Origin of the sequence: Aequorivita sublithincola DSM 14238 (assembly GCF_000265385.1) — a bacterium.
Taxonomy (GTDB): domain Bacteria; phylum Bacteroidota; class Bacteroidia; order Flavobacteriales; family Flavobacteriaceae; genus Aequorivita; species Aequorivita sublithincola.
Genome location: NC_018013.1, coordinates 2,846,649 through 2,866,643 on the forward strand (window position 1 = coordinate 2,846,649; position 19,995 = coordinate 2,866,643).

The following is a 19,995-nucleotide window of genomic DNA, read 5'->3' on the forward strand; positions in this document are numbered from 1 at the left end:
ATCGTTAATTTCAATTTGTGAATAATTCTTGGTGCTTTGAAGAATTTCCTTCAAAAATAGTCTCGAATTGCCTCAAAAGACTACCGAATCTATTAATTTAAAGTTAAAGTTTGAAAACCCTTCCAAAGCTTAAAATCATTAACGATCCCATCTATGGTTTTATTACCATACCCGGCAAACTGGTTTTTGAATTGATGGAGCATAAATACTTCCAAAGGCTGCGTCGCATTTCGCAAATGGGTTTTTCATATATCGTTTATCCGGGTGCGCATCACACGCGTTTTCATCATGCTTTGGGAGCAATGTTTTTAATGCAAAAAGCGGTGCAAGTGCTTCAATCTAAAGGAGTCCAGATTTCTGATAAGGAAGAAGAAGCGCTCTATATTGCCATTCTTTTACACGATATTGGTCACGGACCATTTTCGCACGCGATGGAAAATAGCATTGTTGAAGGTGTAAGCCATGAGCAGATTTCATTGCTTTTCATGGAAGCTCTTAACCGAAAGTTTAACAAGCAATTAACGCTGGCCATAGAAATATTTAAAGCCGAACATCCAAGAAAGTTTTTACATCAGTTGGTTTCTGGACAATTAGATATGGATCGTCTAGATTACTTAAAACGTGACAGTTTTTATACGGGCGTGCCAGAGGGAACTGTAAATTCACAACGATTAATAGCAATGTTGAATGTGAAAAACGACGCATTGGTTGTAGAGGAAAAAGGAATTTATTCTGTTGAAAGCTTCATCGTTGCTCGTAGATTAATGTATTGGCAAGTTTATCTTCACAAAACAGGAATTGTTGCAGAACAGCTTTTAGTTCGTGTTTTGAAGCGCGCAAAACAGTTATCTGCCCAAGGAATTGAACTTCCAGCAAGTAATGGATTACAATTTTTCTTGAAAAATAACATTGGTTTGGATGAATTTTCTGAAGAAGTTCTCAATACTTTTTCCAAACTGGATGATTATGATATTATTTCAGCAATGAAAATGTGGGTGAGTAACGATGATTTTGTGCTGAAGAATCTTTCAAAAATGCTTTTAAATAGAGATTTATTAAAAATAAAGGTGAAATCGGAACCTTTTCCACTTCAAAAGATAAAAGATAAAAGAGTAATTTTAAAGGAAGAATATAATCTTTCTGATGAAGAGGTAGCCTACTTTATTTTCACAGGAAAGATGGAGAACCAAGCGTACAGTATGGAAAAAGACACCATCAACCTTCTCAAGAAAAACGGAAAGATTGTAGATGTTGCCAAGGCAAGTGACCAGCTAAACTTGGAAGCACTTTCAAAATCTGTAGTAAAATACTATATGTGTTATCCAAAAAACAATACGAACAGTTATAGGGGCTAAGTGCTTTTTTTCTATTTTTGCAAGAATGAAAAACATCCACCGCAATTTTGTTCATTTAAAAATCACTAATTTGCGATTGCTTTTTTTATTTAATACGGTTAAAGAAATTCAATTCACCTAATGAAGTTTACAGCAGCGCAAATAGCAGGAATACTGAACGGTACCGTAGAAGGCGACGAAAGCGTAGAAGTTTCGCAACTCGCAAAAATTGAAGAAGGCAATAAAGGAAGTCTAACTTTCTTGGCTAATCCTAAATACACTCATTATATTTACGCGACTCAAGCATCAATAACCATTGTAAACAATGACTTTGTAGCAACAGATAAGTTGTCCACAACCCTTATTCGTGTTGAAAATGCTTACAAAGCTTTTTCGCAACTCTTAGAATATTACAACCAAGTAAAAATGAATAAAACTGGCATTGAAAACCCAGTTTTTATCTCAGAAACCGCCAAATACGGTGAAAATCTTTACTTAGGAGCTTTTTCATATATAGGTGAAAATGTAAAAATTGGGGATAATGTTAAGATTTATCCGAATGTATATATAGGTGATAATGTTACGGTTGGAAACAATTCAATTCTTTTTACAGGTGCCAAAATCTATTCAGAAACTGTAATAGGTGAATCCTGCGTTATAAACAGTAATGTAGTTCTTGGTGCAGATGGTTTTGGATTTACGCCAAACGAAAAAGGCGAGTACCATAAAGTGCCACAAACTGGCAATGTGATTCTAGAGGATAATGTAGACGTTGGCCCAGGAACCACGATTGACCGCGCAACATTAGGCTCTACTTTAATAAAAAAAGGGGTTAAGCTCGATAATCAAATTCAAATAGCCCACAATGTTACCATCGGGGAAAATACAGTAATTGCAGCTCAAACCGGAGTAGCAGGTTCAACCAAAATAGGAAAAAACTGCATCATTGGTGGCCAAGTTGGAATTGCCGGACATATTATTATTGGCGATAACGTAAAAATACAAGCCCAAAGCGGAATAGGCAGAAATTTGAAGGATAATGAAACTTTGCAAGGTTCGCCGGCTTTCGGTTATGGAGATTTTAATAAAAGTTATGTATATTTTAAAAACCTTCCCAAAATAATGGAAAGGTTCAACACTGTTGAAAAAAAGCTCGATCATGAATAAAAGTGTGGTAAAACAACGCACCATTGGGAAAGACATTTCCCTTACAGGAGTAGGATTGCATACCGGCAAGGAAGTAACTTTAACTTTCAAACCTGCGCCCGAAAACCATGGATATACTTTCGTGAGAATTGACCTTGAAGGTCATCCCGTAATTGAAGCAGACGCCCATTATGTTGTAAACACCCAACGAGGCACAAACCTCGAAAAAAACGGTGTTAAAATTCAAACCTCAGAGCACGTTCTAGCAGCTTTAGTCGGTCTTGAAATTGACAATTGTATTATGGAACTCAACGCTTCCGAACCACCAATAATGGACGGTTCCTCAAAGTTTTTTGTGGAAGCTGTTGAAAAAGCTGGGGTAGTGGAGCAAGAGGCTCCAAGAGCAGAATATATCGTGAATGAAGTTATTTCCTTCCTTGATGAAGAAACGGGCAGCGAAATAATTATTATGCCTTCAGAGGAATACCAAGTAACTACTATGGTCGATTTTGGCACAAAAGTACTTGGCACTCAGAATGCTTCACTTAAACATATTTCAGATTTTAAAGATGAAATTGCAAACGCCAGAACTTTCAGCTTTCTTCACGAAATAGAAATGTTGTTGGAACACGGCCTAATTAAAGGTGGCGACCTAAACAATGCCATCGTTTATGTGGACAAACCACTTTCGCCTAGCACTATGGACAAGCTCCGTACTGCTTTCGGAAAAGATACAATTTCAGTAAAACCTAACGGTATATTAGATAACCTAACACTTCACTATCCAAACGAAGCAGCCAGACATAAGCTTTTGGACGTTATTGGCGATTTGGCTTTGGTTGGTACGCGCATTCGCGGAAAAGTGATTGCTAATAAGCCGGGTCATTTTGTAAATACCCAGTTTGCCAAAAAACTTTCAAAAATTATTAAACTTGAAGCTAGAAATAACATTCCAAAATTTGATATAAACCAACCACCTGTAAAGGATGTAAACCAAATTATGGCGATGCTTCCACACAGACCGCCATTTTTGTTGGTTGATAAGATTATGGAAATGACGGAAACTAGCGTTGTCGGGTTGAAAAACGTGACAATGAACGAGCCGTTTTTTGTAGGTCACTTTCCTGGAGCACCGGTAATGCCTGGAGTTTTGATTGTTGAAGCAATGGCGCAAACAGGTGGAATTTTAGCATTAAGTACCGTTCCAGATCCTGAAAACTATCTTACATTTTTTATGAAAATAAACAATGTGAAATTTAAGCAACAAGTAAATCCAGGGGACACATTAATTTTTGTGTTAGAATTGATATCGCCAATACGCCGCGGTATAGTTCATATGCAAGGAAATGCGTATGCTAACGGAAAACTTGTAACAGAAGCCGAACTAATGGCCCAAATGGTAAAAACAAAAAATTTATAACTGAAACTTGTGTTTGTGAAAAATCTGCTTTAAAGAGATACATCAAGCATATACATTTCAGCTATAAAATATAACAAACTATAGAAATGAACCAACCACTTGCATACGTCCATCCGGGCGCAAAAATAGCCAAAAACGTTGTTATTGAGCCTTTTACGACCATTCACAACAATGTTGTTATAGGCGAAGGAACTTGGATAGGTAGCAATGTAACTATAATGGAAGGAGCGCGCATCGGTAAAAATTGCAACATTTTTCCTGGAGCTGTGATTTCTGGAATTCCACAAGATTTAAAATTTAAAGATGAAGACACCACCGTTGAAATTGGCGATGGCACAACAATTCGTGAATACGTTACCATAAACCGTGGGACCGTTGACCGAGGAAAAACTGTAGTGGGTAAAAACTGTTGGATTATGGCATATTGCCACATTGCGCACGATTGTATTGTGGGCGACAACTGTATTTTTTCAAACAACAGCACGCTCGCTGGCCACGTAACAGTTGGCGACCACGTAGTTTTGGCGGGTATGACAGCTGTACATCAGTTTTGTATGATTGGCAATCACGCATTTGTAACGGGTGGATCATTAGTGAGAAAAGACGTTCCGCCGTTTGTAAAAGCTGCCAGAGAGCCACTTAGTTATGTAGGTATCAATTCTATTGGACTGAGAAGAAGAGGTTTCAATCCTCAAAAAATCACTGAAATACAGAATATATACAGACTTCTTTATCAAAAAAATTACAACACTTCCCAAGCTTCAGAAATTATAGAAGCTGAAATGGAAGCTACGCCTGAACGCGACGAAATACTCCAATTCATAAAAAATTCCAAACGTGGAATTATGAAAGGCTATTTCAATTCTAATTAAGGATAGGGTTTATGAGTTTTAAAGTTTAAAAGCTTTCTCATAATAGATAAACAGTAGCATTATTTAAAATTTCACCAATCAACAAATAACGATTAACGATTACCATACAATAATTAATAAATAACAGATAACCACAACAATGGCAACATCATCAGATATTAGAAAAGGACTTTGCATACGTTACAATAATGATATTTATAAAATCATTGAATTCCTTCACGTAAAACCTGGAAAAGGACCAGCGTTTGTTCGCACAAAAATGAAAAGCGTTACCAGTGGAAAAATTTTAGACAACACTTTTTCCGCAGGGCATAAAATTGACGATGTACGCGTTGAAACCCATAAATTTCAGTACTTGTACAGCGAAGGCGATATGTATCATTTTATGAATACGGAAGATTATTCGCAAATTCGTTTAATGAGAGAAATTTTGGACACACCAGAATTAATGAAAGAAGGCGAAGTTGTTACTGTGCTAATTAACACAGAAGATGGTTCTCCACTTTCTGTAGATATGCCAGCACACGTAGTTTTAGAAGTAACATCAACCGAACCTGGCGTAAAAGGGAACACAGCAACAAACGCAACAAAACCAGCGATTGTTGAAACAGGAGCTGAAATAAATGTTCCACTTTTCATAAATGAAGGTGACAAAATTAGGATTGATACCGAAAAAGGTCAGTATCAGGAAAGGATGAAGGAATAAAATTCCAAATAACAAATTCCAAATCCCAAATAAAACAACAAACAATAAACTCCAAACAACAAACAATAATTCGTGAAATTCCCAACTCCCCAAACGCTTGAAAATATTGCTGTCCTAATCGGTTCCGATTACGTTGGCGAAGCTAGTTTTCCTGTTTTTGGGATGAATGAAATTCATGTGGTTCAGTCGGGAGATATTGTTTTTGTTGACCATCCAAAATATTATGATAAAGCATTACAATCGCCAGCGACTGTAATCTTAATCAACAAGGAAGTAGAATGTCCTATTGGGAAGGCGCTGCTGATTTCCGAAGATCCGTTTCGTGATTTCAATAAACTAACTCATTATTTTAAGCCTTTTCAAAGTTCTAACGATTCAATTTCAGAATCTGCTCAAATAGGAGAGGGAACGATTATTCAACCTAACGTTTTTGTTGGAAATAATGTAAAAATAGGTCGCGATTGTTTGATCCATTCCAACGTTTGTATTTATGATAATACAGTTATTGGCAATAATGTAACAATTCACGCCGGAACTGTTTTGGGCAGCGATGCATTCTACTATAAAAACCGTCCTGAAAAATTCGATAAGCTTTTAAGTGGAGGGAATGTAGTGATTGAAGACAATGTAGATCTTGGCGCGCTATGTACTATAGATAAAGGCGTAACCGCTTCAACAACTATTGGCGAAGGCTCTAAGTTGGATAATCAAGTTCAGGTTGGTCACGATACTATTATTGGCAAGCGTTGCTTGATTGCTTCGCAAGTTGGGATTGCTGGTTGCGTTATTATCGAAGATTTCGTAACCATTTGGGGACAAGTAGGTATTACCAGCGGCATCAAAATTGGTGAAAAAGCTGTTATTTCCGCCCAAAGTGGCGTTAGTAAATCGTTGCCAGGTCACAAATCATATTTTGGAACACCTGCGGACGAATTCAGAAAAAAATACAAGGAACTAGCTGCTATTAGGCTCATTCCAGACATTATAGAAAAATTGGACAAAATGCCATGAGTAACAAAGCAAAAGAATTAATTAGAGATTTTTACAGATCAGATATATTAAAGGATGAAACGGTTATGGAACGCTTCTTCCATCCAGATTTGGTATTAATATGGAATAGCCCAATTGGCTTATCTATTATGCACCATGATGAAGTTATAAGCTTCTTTAGTGAAATTAGAAGATCGTATTACGATCTGCGAGTGGAAGTAAGTCATTTACTAGCAGACGGTCCTCACGTAACCATTCGTTACAAATATTATGTCCGCACTATTGAAAATCCTGATGAGGAATTGGGAATAGCCCATTTCATTGCTATTTGGGAAGTGAAAGATGATAAAATCTTTCGTGGATATCAAGTGAGCCAGCCCGTTACTGATAAAGACGACACAACCGAAAGCTATCATAGAGTTAAGGTATAATATCTTTTAAAACCCTTGCCAAAAGCCGTATCTTTGCAAAAATTCTAAAGAAGAAATCACACCATTTCTTTTGAATAATAAATATAAATAAACAACAGAAAATAATTAAAAATGAGCGTTTTAGTAAATAAAAATTCAAAAATAATAGTTCAAGGATTTACTGGAAGTGAAGGAACTTTTCACGCCGAACAAATGATTGAATACGGAACCAATGTAGTAGGAGGGGTTACTCCAGGAAAAGGAGGTCAGAAACATTTGGACAAACCTGTTTTCAATACAGTTTCAGAAGCTGTTGAAAAAACGGGCGCCGATACATCTATTATTTTCGTTCCACCAGCATTTGCTGCAGACGCTATTATGGAAGCCGCAGATGCGGGTATCAAAGTAATTATTACTATTACTGAAGGAATTCCAGTGAAAGATATGATTACCGCTTCAAACTATATAAAAGACAGAGATTGTCGTCTTATTGGCCCAAACTGTCCAGGTGTAATTACTCCAGGAGAAGCGAAAGTTGGTATTATGCCAGGTTTCGTTTTCAAAAAAGGAAAAGTAGGCATCGTTTCAAAATCTGGAACCCTTACCTATGAAGCTGCAGATCAAGTTGTAAAACAAGGTCTTGGCATTACTACAGCTATTGGAATTGGTGGAGATCCAATTATTGGAACTACAACCAAGGAAGCTTTAGAAATGCTTATTATGGATCCAGAAAGTGAAGCCGTTGTAATGATTGGTGAAATTGGAGGTCAGCTAGAAATCGATGCAGCCAAATGGTACAAAAATAGCGGTATCAAAAAACCAGTAATCGGTTTTATAGCTGGTGAAACAGCCCCTGCAGGACGTACAATGGGTCACGCTGGTGCAATTGTTGGCGGAAGTGATGACACTGCGCAAGCAAAGAAAAAAGTAATGCGCGAATGCGGAATCCACGTTGTGGAATCTCCAGCAGAAATCGGAAAGAAAGTTAAAGAAGTTTTAGGTTAAAACTTCAAAATTATACAAATGAAGCTCTGTGAAATTCACAGGGCTTTTTTTATGGAGAACCCGCAAGCTTTTGTTATATTTGACCTATAAGACAAACCTACAGTGTTTTCTATACCTTGTAGGTGTTTATCAACCACCAAACACTAGTTTAACTTATGAAATTACTCGAAGGAAAAACAGCAATAATCACTGGCGGTAGCCGAGGAATTGGAAAAGGAATCGTAGAGATTTTCGCCCAACACGGTGCCAACGTAGCTTTCACATATAGCTCTTCAGCAGAAGCGGCAAATGCCTTGGCGGACGAAGTTTCAAAAACTGGCGTAAAAGCCAAAGCATACCAAAGCGATGCGGCCAATTATGAAGAATCTCAAAAACTCATCGAAGAGGTTTTGAAAGATTTCGGAAGTATTGATATTCTCGTGAATAATGCTGGAATTACAAAAGATAACCTCTTAATGCGTATTTCCGAAGCAGATTTTGATAAAGTAATAGAAGTAAATCTAAAGTCAGTTTTTAATATGACCAAAGCGGTGCAGCGCGCTATGCTAAAGCAACGCAAAGGTTCAATCATCAATATGAGTTCCGTTGTGGGCGTTAAAGGAAACGCTGGCCAAACCAATTATGCAGCCTCAAAAGCTGGTATTATTGGTTTCACAAAATCTGTTGCGTTGGAACTTGGTTCTCGCGATATTCGCTGCAACGCCATCGCTCCCGGCTTCATCGAAACCGAAATGACTGGAAAGTTGGACGAAGCTACCGTTAAAGGTTGGCGAGAGGCTATTCCACTAAAACGTGGCGGAACTCCGGAAGATATCGCAAACGCTTGCGTTTTCTTGGCTAGCGATCTTTCTGCTTATGTTACCGGCCAAGTCTTGAATGTTGATGGGGGAATGCTTACTTAAAAAAGTTTTCAGTATTCAGTTGCAGTGCGCAGTGACTTGAAACCAGAAACTATAAACCAGAAACCACTTTAGTGTCCACAGAAACCATATTTTACATTATCATCGCCGGAGTAATTTCTATCGCTCTGGCGGTTTTTATGTATGGCTATAAGTCAAAACAGAAAGGTTCTTTGCGCTGGGTTTTTGGAATCCTTCGTTTTATAACACTGTTTTCAATTTTACTTTTGATAATTAATCCGAAGTTTAAAAGCGAAACTTATACTATAGAAAAGCCGAAGTTGCCCGTGATTATTGATAATTCAGCTTCAATAGGGGAGTTGGGGCAGAAAGAAAATGTTTCACAACTTCTTCAAAAGCTGAAAGACAACGATAAATTAAATGACAAGTTTGACGTTTCCTATTATTCCTTCGGAAGTGATTTCAAAGAAAATGACTCCTTGTCTTTTGAAGAAAAAAATACGAATATTTCCAAAGCACTTTCATCAGTAAATGAACTTTTCAAAAACCAAACGGCGCCGACAATTCTAATTACTGACGGAAACCAAACCTTGGGGAATGATTACGAATTTTCTTCAGCCACCTTTAAAAATCAAATCTATCCAGTAATTCTGGGTGATTCCATAAAATACACCGACCTAAAAATTGAGCAATTAAACACAAATCGGTACGCTTTCCTAAAAAACCAATTTCCTGTTGAAGTTATTTTGAATTATAGCGGTACAAATCCTGTAAATTCTGAGTTTGTGGTTTCCCAAGGCGCTTCAATAGCTTATCGCGCAAACGTTTCGTTTTCTGAAAATGAATCTTCAAAAACATTAAACTTTACGCTTCCTGCAAATTCTGTTGGACTTCAAAAATACACCGCACAAATACTTCCACTTTTGGATGAAAAGAACAAAACCAACAACAGCAAGCAGTTTGCGGTGGAAGTGATAGATCAAGCCACCAACGTTTTGGTAGTTAGCAAAATTACGCATCCAGATTTGGGAGCTCTCAAAAAAGCAATTACAACCAACGAGCAGCGTACTGTTTCATTCAAAAAACCTTCGGAAGCAGTAACAACGTTGAATGATTACCAACTTGTAATCCTTTATCAGCCCGATAGAAGCTTTGCTTCAGTTTTCACTGAAATTGAAAAGCTGAACAAAAACACTTGGATAATTTCGGGTTTGCAAACGGATTGGTATTTTCTGAATGCTTCACAAGATAATTTCATTAAAGAAGCTTCCAATCAAAGTGAGGATATTCAGGCGGAATTAAATAGCAATTACGGCACTTTTGCTGTGGAAGATATTGGTTTTAATAATTTTCCACCACTTTATACAGAGTTTGGTTCATTGACCATTAGCGTGCCAAACGAGGTAATGCTTGAGCAAACCGTAAATGGTATTGCCAACGGAAATCCGCTACTAGCCACGATGGAAATTAACGGCAAGCGCGATGCAATTTGGGATGGCGAAGGTTTTTGGCGTTGGCGTGCACGCAGCTTTGTGGAAACGGAAAGCTTCCAAGGTTTTGATGATTTCATAGGAAACCTTGTTCAGTATTTGGCTTCAAACAAACGGAGAAGTAGGCTAGAGGTGTCTTCAGAAACGTTTTACTATAATAACAGTCCAATCAAGATTTCGGCGCAGTATTTCGATAAAAATTATGTTTTCGACAATCGCGCATCGCTAAATATCACAGTAAAAAATAGTGAAACTGAAAAGCAAACCGTTTTCCCAATGCTTTTGCGGAACAACTATTATGAGGTAGATTTAAACAGCCTTCCTGCGGGCGAATACAACTTCACGGTTTCCGCAGCAAAAGAGGCGGTTTCTAGCAGTGGAAATTTCACAATTTTAGATTTCAATGTGGAGCAACAATTCCTAAATGCCGATGTGGCAAAACTTCGCCGCGTTGCTCAAAAAACGAATGGAAATGCTTATTTTGCAACACAATCCGAATCTTTAATTAAATCGCTAATTGAAAATACTAACTTCCAAAACATTGAAAGAAGCGAACAAAAAGTAGTACCTTTGATCGATTGGAAATATCTTCTCGCCCTTATCATTCTTGCCCTCGCTGCGGAATGGTTTATCAGAAAATATAACGGACTTATCTAAAATTTAACCCCTAGAAAAATATACAATGGAAAAATTACCCAAACTCACAATACCCGTAATCGTAGGAATCGTTTTGCTTATCATTTTAGTTTCAAAATCTTCTGTAACGATCAATTCCGGACACGCTGGTGTGCTTTATGAAACCTTTGGAAATGGTGTGGTTACAGACGAACCGCCTTTGGGTGAAGGTTTTCATATTATCGCGCCTTGGAACAAAGTTTTTGTTTATGAAATACGGCAACAAGAGCTTAGCGAAAAAATGCAGGTGCTTTCGTCCAATGGACTTGAAATTAAACTAGATGCCTCTGCGTGGTACCAACCAATCCGGAAGGATGTTGCAAAGCTTCATCAAGAAAAAGGCGAAGACTACTTGCAACGTGTTATCCAACCAGCTATAAGAAGTGCAGCAAGGAGTGTTGTGGGACGTTATACACCAGAACAATTATACTCTACAAAGCGTGATGCCATACAAGAGGAAATTTTTGAGGAAACGAAGAAAATCTTGGACGAACAGCATATTCAATTAAACCAAATTTTGGTTCGCGATGTAACCCTTCCGGCAACCATAAAAGATGCAATTGAGCGCAAGCTAAAACAAGAACAGGAATCTTTGGAATATGAATTTAGACTCGTAACCGCAGATAAAGAAGCTCAAAAAGTGCGAATTGAAGCACAAGGAAAAGCAGATGCAAACGCTATTTTAAGCGCGTCACTAACAGATAAAGTTCTTCAGGACAAAGGGATTGATGCTACTTTAGAACTTGCCAAATCACCAAACGCCAAAGTGGTTATAGTTGGTTCTGGCGATAGTGGTTTGCCTTTGATTTTAGGGAATAACTAGTATTCCTTAAGCTTTATGTTCAATGAAACCTTCCTTTTTGGGAGGTTTTTTTGTTTGAAGGAAATCTTTTGGTCTTGATTTATTTTGTTAAATTTGAAGAGGTAAACAGTCTAACTTTTCATATATGTTTGAGATATACGATATTGTTATGTCGTTTGTGTATATGCTTTTAGAAAATAATATAAAATAAAAACTATGAAAACTCCAAAAATAGTCCTACTGTTATTCTTAACAACACTCTTCACAACATCCTGCTCAAAAGACAGTACTCTTACTGAAATAGAACAGGTAGAACAAAGTCAGCATTTTAACTATACCATAGGCGAAGGACCATTCGTGTATTTTGATGATATCGTTTTCAAAGAACTACTATTGAACAATTTTGATATCAATACAAATAAAGACAATGAAATTAGTTTTGAAGAAGCTACATCCTTTAATGGAGCTATAGATGTTTCGTTTAAGAACATTGAAAGCTTAAAGGGAATCGAAAAATTTGTAAATATAACCGCACTGAATTGTGCAAACAATAATATAGACAAACTTAATTTTGCTGCTAATACTAATCTAGAATTCCTAAGCTGTGGCAACAATCCTTTTTCTGAAATAAATTTGAAGCCAAATATCAAATTGAAAAATCTAGATATTAGAACCACTAGTATTTCAACATTAGACCTTTCGGAAAACATAAACCTTATGTCAATTAGAGGAATGTGCAACTATAATTTAAAAACAGTTAACCTAAAAAATAATAATAACACTAAAATTGCAGTATTCTTTTTTGGACATAGTAACTTTAGTTTGGAGTGTGTTCAGGTGGATAATATTAGTTATTCAAATTCGGCTACAAATTGGATAATACCAACAACTGCAGCATATTCATTGAATTGTTTTGATGAAATGCCAGGATAAAACTTAAACCTTCAGCAAAAAAAATTAGCCAACGAGCTTTAGATTTTTCTAAAACTTGCATTTCGGTCTACTGAAACTATTTTCACAACCGTAAACTGCAAAACACCATTTTAGCAGATGTTTCGGTGCAACAAAACACGTCAACACTTTTCAAAATAAACCTTATTAATGTATCTTGCGAGCCCATTAAAAGTGAAAATCATGCAAGACAATAGAATGCTGAATTATATTAAAGATGTATTAGAAAATATGCCAACTGGCTGGCTGAATCTAACAACCCACAAACTTGATATTTATGATGAAGAGTTAGCCAAAACGCAGTTCTTAAATCAGTTTGAAAGCTTATTTAATGATAATAATTCTAAAACATCTTCACTTAATATAATACCTACGGCTTACGATTATATTCGGCTAGGTCATCCATTATCTTGCGTACTGGAATGGGCAATTGCGAACTTAAATAATCTAGAGCCAGAAAATGTAATCAGTTTTTCATCGAAGACGACTCCCGTTTTGGCAATTCTCAGAAAAAATCTTTTAGAAAATAAAAACACCCAAATCCTTTATTCAGGAGACTTACCAGCTTCTTTTGATGCTGAAGTTTTGAAAAAGGTTTACAATTATAATTTCGAATTAAAACAAGTTGAAAAAGGCACAGCAGTTTCTAAGTTCCACGGAAGTACTGTTTACATTTTACACCAAGATGAAATTTCTAAAATTGAACTTAACTCAAACATTGATTTTCATATAAATACTTATGGTCACCTCGGAAGTATTTTAATAGTAAATGGTGAAGAGAATGAAAGCTATGTTTCAGATATTCAACACGTAAGACGAAGAGAAACCATCGCAATGACGCCATCCAATTGTCTTGTTGCCTTAAAGTCGCTAACAGAAAAAACTTCTTTTGATGCGAAGAACGGCAATACAGAGACGAACAAAACCCTTGTTTTAGATTCAATTACGGCCATTACTGGTACACCTACAAAGCCACTCGTTGGCTCCAGCGGACTATCTGTTCAATATGCGATTATGATGGGGCTTATTAACGATGCTCTAGAAAATCACAAAGGAAAACCTATAAAATTTATTGTTCCTCCAAATTGTTACGGAGGCACAAACGATCAAGCAAGACGCGTTGCCGCTTGCATTGATAATGTAGAAGTCGTGGATTTGCCAGTAGATGGAGATAACGAAATGGTTCAAAGTATTGATAGAATTTTAAATGAAATTGCTTCTGAAGATGCCATTCCATATATAATTGCTGAAATCCCAACGAACCCTAGAGTTGAAGTTCCTAACCTTATAGATTTAAAAAATGCTTTAGGTAAAGTACGCAAGACAAGTAAAGGCGAAACTGCTATCGATCCAGTTTTTATTTTAGATCAAACTTTTTGTCCAAACGTCCACTTCTTAGGAGAAGGTGAAATACTTTCAACGGTTAGGACTATTTCGTATGCTAGTGGATCTAAATTTCCAAGTGGTGGGCAGTGTACAGCTGGCTACGTTGTTGGCAATCAGAAAACAGAAAGCTTGATGCAGAAAATTGAAAAGCATTTATTGCTTTGTGATAATGAGGCTACAAGTCTTCAATATGAAATATTAGCAAAACAGATGCCTTCAATGACTCAAAGAATTAAGGATGCTTATAAAAATACACGTGAATTTGTAAATTTCATCCACGAGACTTTACCAAGCGCGAAAATCAATTTTGTTTCAGAAGAATTGGCTGCACAAGGATTCACACCTTCTGTGTTTTCGTTAGATCTTCCCACAAAAGGAAATACAAATGAAGAAAAAGAAACTTATAAAAGAGCCTTGAATTTGAAGTTAATAAATTTAATGATTACTGAAATTCCTAATGAAAGTAAGTTCTGCGTGAGTTACGGTCAGTTAAAAGGCTGTTATTGGACCATTCCTGCAACATCTACACAAGGAACTACCAAAGAAGGCGATAAGGATTATATTGTACGCGCTTCACTTTCACCAAACCTTGATCTTGAACTTCATAAAAAAGTCTTTTTAGATTTTGTTGAGAATATTTAGATGTTTTATTAAACCAATAATATCTGTCTTCTGAAAAGATTTTACAGTCACTAAATCTCAAACTAAGGCTCTAGGGGATAAATCAAATCTCTTAAATAATTCACGTTTTTCGGAACTTTAGACCAAAATTTTGATCAAATTTAATTGCGACATAAACTCTATTTTGATAACTCTTTTAAGTTTTATAAATAATAATTAACAAGCTAAGCGTTTCGATAATAAGTGATTAAAGATGTTGTGGTGAAATAATATATTTATATCTTTACTGGTAACAGCGTATGGTTTTCTCAAACTTATGCTAAACCAGAAAAATTAATTAAATTTTATAGAGCCAATAAAATTTAACAGTTGATGATTCAACAGATTCTTTTTTGATAAATATTTACAATAAAATAGAAATAGCAAATTTCGTATCCCAAATAGCTATATAATAGTTTTGACATTAGTTTAGTATTCTTAATAAGGTTTTTGGAATTCAGGTATTGAGTTCCAAAAATGATTAAAAAACTTGCGTATGAAAAAAGTAATATTAATAGTATCTTCTTTCTTCCTTTTGTGCGTGCAAGCTTTCTATGCTCAATCAGTTTCTCCAGTTGGTGAATGGGTTTCCATAGGCCCCGATCATATTAACCGGGGGCTAGGCTCTAATGGTCGTATCACTTCATTGGCTATTGACCAAACCGATTCTAAAATTATTTATGGTGGAGCAAGAGGTACAGGGCTTTGGAAAACTATTGACGGAGGCGATAATTGGGGCCCATTAACAGACAATTTACCTTCTTTAAATATAGAATGTATAGTCATAGCCAAAACCAATCACAATTTAATTTACATTGTTACTCCGGTAGGCTTATATCAATCAATGAACGCAGGTGCTAGCTGGGTCAGAAAATATACAGGAAACTTAAATGCCGTTAATAATACACTAATTGTCCATCCTTCAGACCCAAATATATTATATATAGCTGCAGAAATTGAAGGGAATTTAGCTAGGCCAGGAGTTTATTATTCAAATGATGCTGGCAACAGTTGGAGTCTGATATTAGATCGTGGTGCAATAAAAAGTTTACTTATTGATCCTTTAAATTCCTCAAAGTTCTACGCTAGTGTTACCAAAAGTAATGATGTAACACAATCCGGTGTTTATGAAGGATTTAAAGACCGAGCTGGTAATCACAACTGGCGAAAACTTTTTGGCTGTTCCAATGGTCGTCTTCCAGTTATTACCGATCCTGCAACAACTATTCAATTGGCAATTTCGGGAGGCCGTAAATATGCAGCTTTTAAAACCAGTACAGACTGGACGATTTACCGCACGGCTGAATTCTCGTGTTCCATTGGCGGCATAATGGAGCAGGAGTGGAAGAAAGGATGGAAAGCAGAAGGTGATATTAATGGAGATCTTGTTTTCAGACGGCTTTGGAATACTATTTATACGGATCCCAATAACCGTGATATTGTTTTTGCATCGGGAACTGATTTATGGGTATCTACCAATGGAGGCGATGACTTTACAAGAATACCTGAAGGGACATCTAAGACGCCGCACGCGGATTATCATGCATATTATTCTGATCCAACAAATTCTAAAATAGTCTATTTCGGAACGGATGGCGGTATTTACCGCTCTAAAAACAGTGGATTGGACGATTGGAAATTTATTGGCAAAGGTATGGCCATCACAGAATTCTATAATATGTCCACTGCTTCAGAACAACCGAATACTATAATTGCTGGTACACAAGATAATGGTATGAGTAAATATACAGGATCCAAGAACTGGAAATTTTTAGTTGGAGGTGACTCTGAATATTCAGAGATTTCTCCAAAGGATAATAATGTTTATTATGAGGGTGGCCAACGTATAAATCAATTAAAAAAGTCCACAAACGCTGGAAGTGACTGGTCAGACGCTGGTTTACAGCTCGGTGATTGCGATATAGCCAATGAGTTCGGTGTAACGAAATATCAGGTGCTTGCCCATCCTGATGATGCATCCATTGTCTATGCAACCTGCAATGGACTGTGGAAAGGAATGCCTTGGCGACAGATATTTAACCCTTCTGGGCAGGATGTTGCGCATATAGCCATTGATAAAAAAACACATACGTTATTTGCAGGCACCTTAACTGGACGGATATATAAATCTACAAACGAGCAGGATTTTGAGGTTCTGTTTAACCACCCCTCTATACGTCCCTCTATTGATATTCAACCTGATCCGCACAATGAGAACAGATTATACTTGGCTTTCAATAGTATTAATGCGGGAAGAGTATACATTGGAAATAAAAGGAACGGACAATATGTGTTTACCGACATTAGTTCTAATTTACCGGATAACATAAGGGTAAATACGATTGCTGTTGATTTAATGCGTGACCGCACAATATTTGCTGGCACGTTAATAGACGGTATCTATAAAGGGGTGATATCCGTGGATGGCACCAGTTGCAATTGGTCCCGATATATAAATGGTCTGCCCAATGGTATTACTGTTACCGATCTAGAAGTGCAGCCAATAACTGGTGTATTGCGGGCAGTTACTTTTGGCAGAGGAGCATATGAAGTCAATACAGATAATCCTATTGGCAGTACGCTTTCCGCGGAAGGTAAAATCAATTTTTTACGATTGCATAATGTTGGTGGCGGATATGGAAGCGGATACGATATGTTAGATGCCGAAGTAATTGTAAAAATAGACTCACAGACTGAAATGAGTTTTGGTATGCAACTCAGAAAAAATGAAAATGAAAAATCAGCCTTAAATATGTATAGAATGCTTCAGAAAGCCTTTCAACAGAATGAAAACATAATGTTGGAGTATGTTAGAAAGAGCATTCACAGCGGTATTATTAAAAGAATAATTAACTAAAATATAAAATTATGAAAAATATAGTTTATGTTTTTGTACTGGTATTAGCGTGTAATAGTACGTTATTTGCCCAACAGGTAGAAGCAACAATAGGTAAAGTAATCCTTCTTCGTTTGAGTGATGTGGGTGACAAATATGGACCGTCTGGAGATAAGATTGATGCGGAAGTAATTATGAAGATTGACTCCAAGCCCGATAATGCGTTTGGTTTTCAGTTGCGAAAAGATTCTAACGAACTAACGCATACCGCCATGTTCGAAATGTTACAATACGCATACGCTAACAATGTAAACGTAAGAATTGAATACACCAGGCTGGCTGGAAAAAAGAACTTTATATTGTTTAGGGTCATATTGCAGAGGTAGATCAGATATTCATTGACTTCCATATAAATATTGAGTATTTTCAATATGTTACTAAAACTTGCCGAAAATCAAGTTTTATTTAGCTAGAAAATCTATAATATCTACAAATCAGTCTTCTGAAAAGACTTAATAATCACCAACCCACAAACAACAGCTACTGCCGATAAGCTGAAAGCCAAAACGTTATTGCTATAAATAAAGTTTCCGATGGCAAATAGCGTACAGTAAACGCCTACAACACCTGCAAAAAACCCAAGAATCTTCATTCCAAAACCTTTGAATTTAGATTCATTTCCAAAGATTAAGCTGTTAAAACTGTTCAGTGTTTCGGCGTCGGAAGGTTTCGTTAAATAGGTTACAGCCACCCAGCCAATTGTAGTTACTACAACACCAATAACTAGTTGCCAATGCCCAGCAATATCAACCATCGGTGTGTCCATTTTTCCATTTATAAAGAAGAAAGCAGCGATAACGAAAGAAATTAGCATTGCAGCAATCTCGCTGTAAGGGTTAATTCTGCTCCAAAACCAACGTAAAATAAACAGTAAACCTGTTCCAGCGCCAATAGATAGCAATAAGTTGAAACCGTCTCGTGCTTCTTCCAAAACGAGTGCCAACAAACCTGCAAAAACCATCATTACAACTGTGGAAATTCTTCCAACGGCAACTTGTTCTTTGTCAGTAGCTTCTTTCCGAAGAAAACGTACATAAAAGTCATTTACTACATAAGAACTTCCCCAGTTTAAGTGTGTAGAAATCGTACTCATAAACGCTGCAATAAGTGATGTAATAACGATTCCTAATAGACCAGCAGGCAAAAATGTAAGCATCGCAGGATAAGACAAATCATTTTTCACAAAAGCTGGATTTAAATCAGGAAAAGCGGCTTGTAAGCTTTCAAGATTTGGAAAAACAATTATTGAAGCCAACCCAATAATAATCCACGGCCAAGGGCGAAGGGCATAATGCGCAATATTGAAAAATAGCGTTGCATAAGTAGCATTTTTTTCATCTTTTGCTGCCAACATTCTTTGTGCAATATAACCACCGCCACCAGGTTCTGCACCAGGATACCAAACGCTCCACCATTGAACAGCCAGCGGAATTATAAGTAGTGGAATTAACAATTCAGGTTTTGAAAAATCTGGGAGCATTGCTGTTTTTGCTGCAACGGCGGGAGTGGAGAGTAGTTTGTCTATTCCGCCGATTTCTGGCATATTTACAATGTAAATAGTTGCCCAAATGCTTCCGATCATCGCAATAATAAATTGCACAAAATCTGTCAATAAAACCCCTTTCAATCCTCCAAAAGCAGAATAAATAACAACAACAGGCGAAGCAATTAATAAAACGTGTACCGCAGATAACCCAAACATTACGTGACCAATTTTAATTGTCGCCAAGCAAACATTTGCCATAATTACGATGTTGAAGAAAATGCCAAGATAGATGGCTCGAAATCCTCTTAAAAATGCTGCGCTTTTTCCGCTGTATCGCAATTCATAAAACTCTAAATCTGTAGTTATTCCGCTTCTTCGCCAAAGTTTCGCGTAAAAAAATACAGTTAGCATTCCCGTTAACAGAAAACTCCACCAAATCCAGTTTCCGAACACGCCGTCTTCACGTATTACGCCTGCAACAAAGTTAGGTGTATCGGCAGCAAACGTAGTAGCTACCATACTTACGCCGAGCAACCACCAAGGCATATTTCTATCAGATAGGAAAAAGGATTTTGAGTCTTTCCCAGATTGTTTTGCGACAACAAGACCTATTACGATGAAAACTATAAAAAATGAAATTATAATTATCCAATCAAGAATTTCTAAATGCATAAGAAATATAGGTTTAATGGTTGTTTACGTTTTCGTTTGTGAAAGTAAAGAAATTGCTTTGAAAATTAATAAAGCGTTAAAGTTTTATATTCACAGTTTTTTGAACATATTTTTTGTTTAGATTTGTCCACAGAATTATGAACAACTTATTTTTACATCATCATCATATTATTTTCCACGCTCCTGCGAGGTAATATGGCTGTTGTATAAATTTCACAATATTCCAAAAACCCG

16 protein-coding genes are annotated in these 19,995 nt (G+C 36.7%); 15 read left to right on the forward strand and 1 reads right to left on the reverse strand.

Features of this window, described 5'->3' with window-relative positions:
- Positions 1-110 precede the first annotated feature (110 nt).
- The 15 genes from AEQSU_RS13090 to AEQSU_RS13160 all read left to right on the forward strand — a co-directional run bounded on the left by AEQSU_RS13090 (position 111) and on the right by AEQSU_RS13160 (position 17,929).
- On the forward strand, positions 111-1,355 hold the full coding sequence (locus AEQSU_RS13090) for an HD domain-containing protein (protein WP_014783349.1): 1,245 nt from the start codon (positions 111-113) through the stop codon (positions 1,353-1,355).
- Positions 1,356-1,475: 120 nt separating this feature from the next.
- Positions 1,476-2,501 (forward strand): UDP-3-O-(3-hydroxymyristoyl)glucosamine N-acyltransferase, encoded by a 1,026-nt coding sequence (gene lpxD / locus AEQSU_RS13095; RefSeq protein WP_014783350.1) that lies wholly within the window; start codon positions 1,476-1,478, stop codon positions 2,499-2,501.
- A complete protein-coding gene (locus tag AEQSU_RS13100) occupies positions 2,494-3,900 on the forward strand; it encodes a bifunctional UDP-3-O-[3-hydroxymyristoyl] N-acetylglucosamine deacetylase/3-hydroxyacyl-ACP dehydratase (protein WP_014783351.1) in 1,407 nt (468 codons plus the stop codon). The genes lpxD and AEQSU_RS13100 overlap by 8 nt, the downstream gene beginning before the upstream one ends.
- An 86-nt stretch (positions 3,901-3,986) precedes the next feature.
- The gene (gene lpxA / locus AEQSU_RS13105) at positions 3,987-4,772 is read left to right on the forward strand and encodes an acyl-ACP--UDP-N-acetylglucosamine O-acyltransferase (protein ID WP_014783352.1); all 786 of its coding nucleotides are present in this window, start codon (positions 3,987-3,989) and stop codon (positions 4,770-4,772) included.
- Between the two features lie 139 nt (positions 4,773-4,911).
- A complete protein-coding gene (efp, locus tag AEQSU_RS13110; protein WP_014783353.1) occupies positions 4,912-5,478 on the forward strand; it encodes an elongation factor P in 567 nt (188 codons plus the stop codon).
- Positions 5,479-5,550: 72 nt separating this feature from the next.
- On the forward strand, positions 5,551-6,489 hold the full coding sequence (locus AEQSU_RS13115; RefSeq protein WP_014783354.1) for a UDP-3-O-(3-hydroxymyristoyl)glucosamine N-acyltransferase: 939 nt from the start codon (positions 5,551-5,553) through the stop codon (positions 6,487-6,489).
- Complete coding sequence (locus AEQSU_RS13120) at positions 6,486-6,899, forward strand: nuclear transport factor 2 family protein (protein WP_014783355.1); 414 nt, start codon at positions 6,486-6,488, stop codon at positions 6,897-6,899. Before AEQSU_RS13115 ends, AEQSU_RS13120 begins: the two co-directional genes overlap by 4 nt.
- Positions 6,900-7,010: 111 nt before the next feature.
- Positions 7,011-7,883, forward strand: a complete 873-nt coding sequence (sucD, locus tag AEQSU_RS13125; protein WP_014783356.1) for a succinate--CoA ligase subunit alpha — start codon at positions 7,011-7,013, stop codon at positions 7,881-7,883.
- Between the two features lie 155 nt (positions 7,884-8,038).
- Positions 8,039-8,785: a 3-oxoacyl-[acyl-carrier-protein] reductase gene (fabG, locus tag AEQSU_RS13130; protein WP_014783357.1), complete on the forward strand. Its 747-nt coding sequence runs from the start codon at positions 8,039-8,041 to the stop codon at positions 8,783-8,785.
- Positions 8,786-8,856: 71 nt separating this feature from the next.
- On the forward strand, positions 8,857-10,890 hold the full coding sequence (locus AEQSU_RS13135; RefSeq protein WP_014783358.1) for a vWA domain-containing protein: 2,034 nt from the start codon (positions 8,857-8,859) through the stop codon (positions 10,888-10,890).
- A gap of 25 nt (positions 10,891-10,915) precedes the next feature.
- Positions 10,916-11,731 (forward strand): prohibitin family protein, encoded by an 816-nt coding sequence (locus tag AEQSU_RS13140; RefSeq protein WP_014783359.1) that lies wholly within the window; start codon positions 10,916-10,918, stop codon positions 11,729-11,731.
- A 195-nt stretch (positions 11,732-11,926) separates the two neighbouring features.
- Positions 11,927-12,643, forward strand: coding sequence for a leucine-rich repeat domain-containing protein (locus AEQSU_RS13145; protein WP_014783360.1), 717 nt, complete (start codon positions 11,927-11,929; stop codon positions 12,641-12,643).
- Between the two features lie 201 nt (positions 12,644-12,844).
- Positions 12,845-14,689, forward strand: a complete 1,845-nt coding sequence (locus tag AEQSU_RS13150) for a PLP-dependent aminotransferase family protein (protein WP_042492505.1) — start codon at positions 12,845-12,847, stop codon at positions 14,687-14,689.
- Positions 14,690-15,203: 514 nt separating this feature from the next.
- Entirely contained in the window at positions 15,204-17,564 is a 2,361-nt protein-coding gene (locus AEQSU_RS13155) for a WD40/YVTN/BNR-like repeat-containing protein (protein WP_014783362.1), read from the forward strand.
- Between the two features lie 11 nt (positions 17,565-17,575).
- Complete coding sequence (locus AEQSU_RS13160; protein WP_014783363.1) at positions 17,576-17,929, forward strand: hypothetical protein; 354 nt, start codon at positions 17,576-17,578, stop codon at positions 17,927-17,929.
- Positions 17,930-18,030: 101 nt separating this feature from the next.
- Here AEQSU_RS13160 and AEQSU_RS13165 read toward each other — a convergent pair whose 3' ends face one another.
- Positions 18,031-19,761, reverse strand: a complete 1,731-nt coding sequence (locus AEQSU_RS13165) for a sodium:solute symporter family protein (RefSeq protein ID WP_014783364.1) — start codon at positions 19,759-19,761, stop codon at positions 18,031-18,033.
- Positions 19,762-19,995: the final 234 nt, after the last annotated feature.

Excerpts from the sequence above, each read along its gene's own strand:
- AEQSU_RS13150 (WP_042492505.1), top strand. The coding sequence starts at position 12,845 with ATGCAAGACAATAGAATGCTGAATTATATTAAAGATGTATTAGAAAAT.
- efp (WP_014783353.1), top strand. The coding sequence starts at position 4,912 with ATGGCAACATCATCAGATATTAGAAAAGGACTTTGCATACGTTACAAT.
- sucD (WP_014783356.1), top strand. The coding sequence starts at position 7,011 with ATGAGCGTTTTAGTAAATAAAAATTCAAAAATAATAGTTCAAGGATTT.
- AEQSU_RS13165 (WP_014783364.1), bottom strand. The coding sequence starts at position 19,761 with ATGCATTTAGAAATTCTTGATTGGATAATTATAATTTCATTTTTTATA.
- lpxA (WP_014783352.1), top strand. The coding sequence starts at position 3,987 with ATGAACCAACCACTTGCATACGTCCATCCGGGCGCAAAAATAGCCAAA.
- AEQSU_RS13120 (WP_014783355.1), top strand. The coding sequence starts at position 6,486 with ATGAGTAACAAAGCAAAAGAATTAATTAGAGATTTTTACAGATCAGAT.
- AEQSU_RS13155 (WP_014783362.1), top strand. The coding sequence starts at position 15,204 with ATGAAAAAAGTAATATTAATAGTATCTTCTTTCTTCCTTTTGTGCGTG.
- AEQSU_RS13140 (WP_014783359.1), top strand. The coding sequence starts at position 10,916 with ATGGAAAAATTACCCAAACTCACAATACCCGTAATCGTAGGAATCGTT.
- lpxD (WP_014783350.1), top strand. The coding sequence starts at position 1,476 with ATGAAGTTTACAGCAGCGCAAATAGCAGGAATACTGAACGGTACCGTA.
- fabG (WP_014783357.1), top strand. The coding sequence starts at position 8,039 with ATGAAATTACTCGAAGGAAAAACAGCAATAATCACTGGCGGTAGCCGA.
- AEQSU_RS13145 (WP_014783360.1), top strand. The coding sequence starts at position 11,927 with ATGAAAACTCCAAAAATAGTCCTACTGTTATTCTTAACAACACTCTTC.
- AEQSU_RS13160 (WP_014783363.1), top strand. The coding sequence starts at position 17,576 with ATGAAAAATATAGTTTATGTTTTTGTACTGGTATTAGCGTGTAATAGT.
- AEQSU_RS13100 (WP_014783351.1), top strand. The coding sequence starts at position 2,494 with ATGAATAAAAGTGTGGTAAAACAACGCACCATTGGGAAAGACATTTCC.